We start from the raw sequence: 5,170 nt of genomic DNA on the forward strand, positions 1-5,170 counted from the left end.
AAACATTGGAAAAAGGGCATTATAACGCCCAAAGCAGTGAGCACCGTTTGGCAGAAGTCAACAGTGATGGAGATTTGACCATTGTCACAGGTGGTGAACTTAACCTTGAGGGAAAGTTTAAAGCCAAAGGCAATGGGGATTTCACCAGTGGTGGCGCTCTCAACGCGATTTCAGAGCAAGATTTTAACAGTTTTGATTTGGATCTTAGGGGCAAAGAAGGCGACAAATCGAAACAAAAGAATAAGTTTCGTCAACAATCAACAGAAGTTACAACAAACAAAACCACGATAGAAACAGAGGGCAACCTCTCCATGCACGCGCAAAATGGGGATCTCACGCTTGACGCCATAGGGGCAAAAAGTGGTGGCGAGATGCATTTGGCATCAGATAAGGGGAAGATCAAGTTTCTGACCAACAAGGATCAAGATTTTAAGGATGTTTATCAGCGTAATGAAAACCTTGTGTGGTGGAGTGAGGGTGACAAAGGTTACCTTAAGGAGACTATCGAGCATGTCACCATAGATGCTAAGGGTGGCATGAAGCTTGATGCGGGCGATGGCATTGTTGTCGAATATGAGGCAACCGGTGATTTAGACAAATCCCTTGAGCAATTGTCTCGCTCTCCAGGCATGGCATGGATCAAGCAGCTGCGTGATGATCCAGAATTATCCAAGCAAGTGGATTGGCAAGCAGTTCGAGCTGAATTTAAAGACTGGGATTATAAAGCCCAAGGGCTGACAGAAGCCGGTGCGGCTCTCGTGGCCTTGGCTGTCACGGCGGTTACGGGTGGAGCAGCCTCTGGCGCTGCCAGTGCCATTACCGGTGCTTTGGGGCTTGGCTCGAGCACCGCCATGAATGCAGCGATACAGGCAGGTGTCCAAGCACTGATTAATAAAAGCGCTGTGGCTCTTGTGAATAATCGCGGCAACATTGCCGGCGCCTTGCATGAGCTTGGCTCTTCAAAGAATATTCTTGGCATTGTCTCGTCGATGTTGACAGCAGGCTTAACCAGCCAAATAACGGAAATGGCTGGTGTTGGACAATCTTTGCCCAAAACCGCTCCTTTTGTCGATCGTATCGCCCTTGAAGCGGAAAAGAATCTGATCAAAGCCGCCATTGGCACAGGCGTGCAAACGGCTCTTGAGGGTGGCTCTCTTGACAAGAACTTTTTTAACAATCTGCGCATCGCTCTGTCTGATACGGTTGGCAAATCGTTGGCAGAAGAAATTGGTACTGCCAAGGCAGAAGGCAAAATAGATACGCTCACACAGATCATTGCCCACGCCGGTCTTGGCTGCTTAAAAGGCGCTGTTGCGAGTGGCGCTTGCTCTGCCGGTGCTGTGGGGGGTGCTGTAGGTGAAGCCACAGCTATGCTCCAGTTTAAACTGTGGTCCAAAAATTTTATACAAAAAGAAATAGCAGCATTGAATGGTCGTATTCCAACGGCAGAAGAACAAGCGCCTATAAATGCAAAGATTGAAGCACAGTTTGCTGACTTTAGCGATCGTGCCATTGATGTCGCACGGGTTACAGGGGGCTTTGCTGCTGCCCTTGCTGGTGGTGATGTCAATACTGGCGCTGATGCCGCTGGTAATGCCGCTGCAAATAACTACCTCAGCAGTGCGCAACAAGCTCAGATGGAAAAGGAATTAAAGGAGTGTCCTGACCTTTTATGTGAAGCAGCAGTGTTTGCGAAGTGGTCTGCGATTAGTACAGGGCAAGATATAAGCTTTGGGGCTGGTATAGTAGCTGGTGTACCGGCTGAAATATACGATACGCTTGATGGTTTTTTCCAAATAGCCAAACATCCCAAAGAGACTTTGAAAGCGCTCAAAGATTTTTTCAGCAGTGGTGAGATTTTGGCGACAATTGGTCGGACCCTTGGACAGTCCTATGTAGATCGTATTAATAAAATGGAGGAGGAATATCAGCGAGCCGGTGCTGGTGGATCCTTTAAAGCTGGACTTGAATTTGGAAAATTATTGACTGAAGTAGCATCCCTAATGACAGGAGTTGCTGGAGCAGCCAAGAGAGGCATAAAGCTTGGCGAAAAGGTTCTGGCTAAATTCGCTGCTAAGACTGAAGCAGCAGCTGCAAAAGCAGAAAAGGAAGTTGTTCAATCAGTTGGAAAAATTGGCTCTGAAGACAGTGCCAAGGGCGAGAAGATCAAAGATCCGCAGACAGGAAATAAAAATAGAGAACATCATGACAAAAAACGTGATAAGGACAAGCAAGAATTAGAAAACAAGGAAGAATGTACGGTATGCCAAAAAGAACCCTCGTTTAAGGCTGAGGTGAAGGGAGCTGAGTTTGAGAGTGATATGTTTGGAAGAAAACCACTTGAAAAAAGATCTCGTCCTGATCTTCTTTATATAGAAAATGGTGAATTAAAAATTAGAGAAACAAAAACAGGTGATTCCAAGCTTACAGAAAATCAAAAAATTTTGAAAGAAGCCTATAAAACAGGAGATGCAAAACCCACGGGAGATGTTATTAGAGAGTTTCTTGAGGAACACAAAGAAAAGCTAAATAAATATCAGGAAGAACTCAAAGAATTTATAGACGAAAAGAAACCAACTCAGAAACAACTGGATGATTTTAAGAAAGATTGGGCTAAAAACCAATTAGGTAGGGAGTGGGGAAGACCTATCGAATATGAAATTAGCCGTCATACAGGTCGTTTAGAAGAACTTTTGGCAGGAAAGTGAGTCATGATGCAAACAAAAGATGTCACAGAGATTTTAAAAATACTGGGCTGGGAACCCTATCGCGATGAAGTGGGAGACACTTTCGCGCATTATCATCTTCCTGACCGCATTGTGGGCATAGGCTATGATATAAAAAATTATAGAGAGAGTGGCAAAGAGTTCCGGTTATCGGCTAAACTCACTACTGCTTCCTATTGCCTTGCTCGGGAATATTCTAGAGGTGAAAAATCACAGCGTAAATATGAAGATGTGCTGTTTTACGCGAAGGAGGATTTTAATGTTAAAGCTCCAGATCTTTCCGAAAGCCATATCACAACCGCTTTAAACAAAGTGGTTGCATGGGCGCAAGCACAGGATATTGAAAAAAAGTTGTGCGAGGAAGCTACTAATCATTCTGCCGTTGCACAAGCATTACTTGGTGATATGGAGGCTTTAAGGAGTGATAGATCTACCCCAAAACTATCTGTGTCAGAATTTGCTGATTATAAAACAATGACATCGGATGATCGCCTGCTTTTTTTTGCACAGGCCTATAAAAATGGGGAATTAGACGATATTCTAATGCGTAAAAAGCCAAAAAAGAAACAGATGAGTCTCACAGCAGCAATGCGCGTTCTTAAAACACAAGGGTGGTTTTCTACGGAGCCTAGAAAAATGTGGTTGGTTTTGCCCGACCGTTTTATTCAATTTGATTTTGGTTTTATACGTCTTCATGATAATTACAATGTCCGTATTGAAGCTGAAATATCTAATGAAATGATTTCTGTCGCTTGTAAATATATTCACTATAGTGGGGAGTATCGGTGCATATCACCTGCAAATATTTATAATTCTTTTAACACGATTGGGGGGGGGATTTTTAGTGGTTTTGATAAAGGCATTGATATTTGTGTAGAGACATTAGATGAGCAAGAGCTTATCAAAATCTCTGAGCGAATAATACAATGGGCACGTGCCCAAGATTTACAAGCATCAATAGAAAGCAAAACACGTGTTCAAAAGTATAGCTACAATATACGTATAGTCTGGCATTTGGCTTGTTTAGCATTGACAGGTCAAATTGATATCCTGAAATCTTATCAAAATTTTTTAGAAGCCGGTACGATTTCTGGACATTTAGAAGACCGTGAAGTGGAGAAGTATGTTAATCACGCCGTTCAATTTGCTGAAGAGCATCTGAAAATCTTTAATGAGCGAAAAGCCATAGATGATCGTCTTAGTTTGCAAGATTTGTCTTTTCTTAAGACAGTTTCTGAAGACTTAAAAAGGATGGGGTGGACAGTTTATCGAGATAAGAACTATGATTGCAATGCTTATTTTGTAAGTAAAGACCGTATCATCAATATAATGTATAACCTTCAAAGTGATGAAGAAGAGCCGATTGTTGTATTTAAGGCTTCCCTTTCAACACTTAGTTTTTCTACGGCTCATAGAGAGATGTTTCCTAGATTGCCCCAATATATAGCTCTCAAAGAGGCAGAAGAATTTTATACAGTTTCTAGTACTGAATTGGATGAAGGCAAGCTAAAGGAGATTTGTACAGATATACTTGAGTGGGCTGATCGGCAAAATGTCAATCAAATCATCTATGATTATGCCGCTTTGCCAACAAACAGTGAAGCTCACCTTGTGGCACGTCACTTTATAGCACTCATTCTGATTGGTGATATTGAAAAACTCAAATTTTATAAAGAGAATTTTAGAAAGGGAAACTCTTTAGGCTTTGTGGAAGAAATCTCAAAATATAGAATTGATAATCTCCTCACTCTTGCACGGGGTTATCGAGCAGGTTTTCCGAAAAATGCACCGATTTTAAGCTTGGATCCGCAAACAGCATCTGTTGCTTCTAAAACAACTTCTGTTGAAGCGGCAGAAGAAGTAGATGAAGCAGATGACACTGATGATCGTCTCACCATGGAAAGTGCTCATGCACTTTTAAAAAGCCTAGGCTGGTCAACCGAGAAAATCAATGAAGATGACTATATGGCAAGCTACCAATTGGCTGATCGTGAAGTAGATATTCTTTATAACGACGAAATTGCCAAAAACTACCCGCAATTTGATAGCGCCTTTTTGATTAGCACGGGCATTCTTTCCGCTGCTTGTAAATTCATTGATCCTACCCACACGGAAGATATTCCAGATATACAGCTTAATTTTGAAGCAAAGGGGTTAGAAATCTTTGAACCAGAAGTTACTGCGGATCGCTTAAAGCAAGCGCTTGATGATGCGCTAGAATGGTCAATCAAAGACATTGACCTTTCTAAAAGACTTCGCTCTGATTATGGTATAGCTCCTTGGGAAAAAGGCGCTACGTCTAAAGCAGATAATACGGATTATGCTTTACTTCATCTTGGCGCTCTTGCTTTATTGGGTGATGTTGAGACCTTACAATCTTATCAGAAAAGCTTTACGGCAGGGGATCACCTAGGCTTTGACGAGAGCATCAATAAAACCCACCT

The 5,170-nt window shown here is 42.3% G+C and carries 2 protein-coding genes; both read left to right on the forward strand.

Annotation, left to right across the window (positions count from 1 at the left end):
• A partial coding sequence (locus tag PVV60_RS09435) for a DUF637 domain-containing protein (protein WP_273724537.1) occupies window positions 1–2,708 on the forward strand: 2,708 nt, incomplete at its 5' end.
• 6 nt (window positions 2,709–2,714) lie between these two features.
• A partial coding sequence (locus PVV60_RS09440; RefSeq protein WP_273724538.1) for a DUF6990 domain-containing protein occupies window positions 2,715–5,170 on the forward strand: 2,456 nt, incomplete at its 3' end.

This window comes from Bartonella sp. AU18XJBT (assembly GCF_028618595.1).
Classification (GTDB): Bacteria; Pseudomonadota; Alphaproteobacteria; order Rhizobiales; family Rhizobiaceae; genus Bartonella.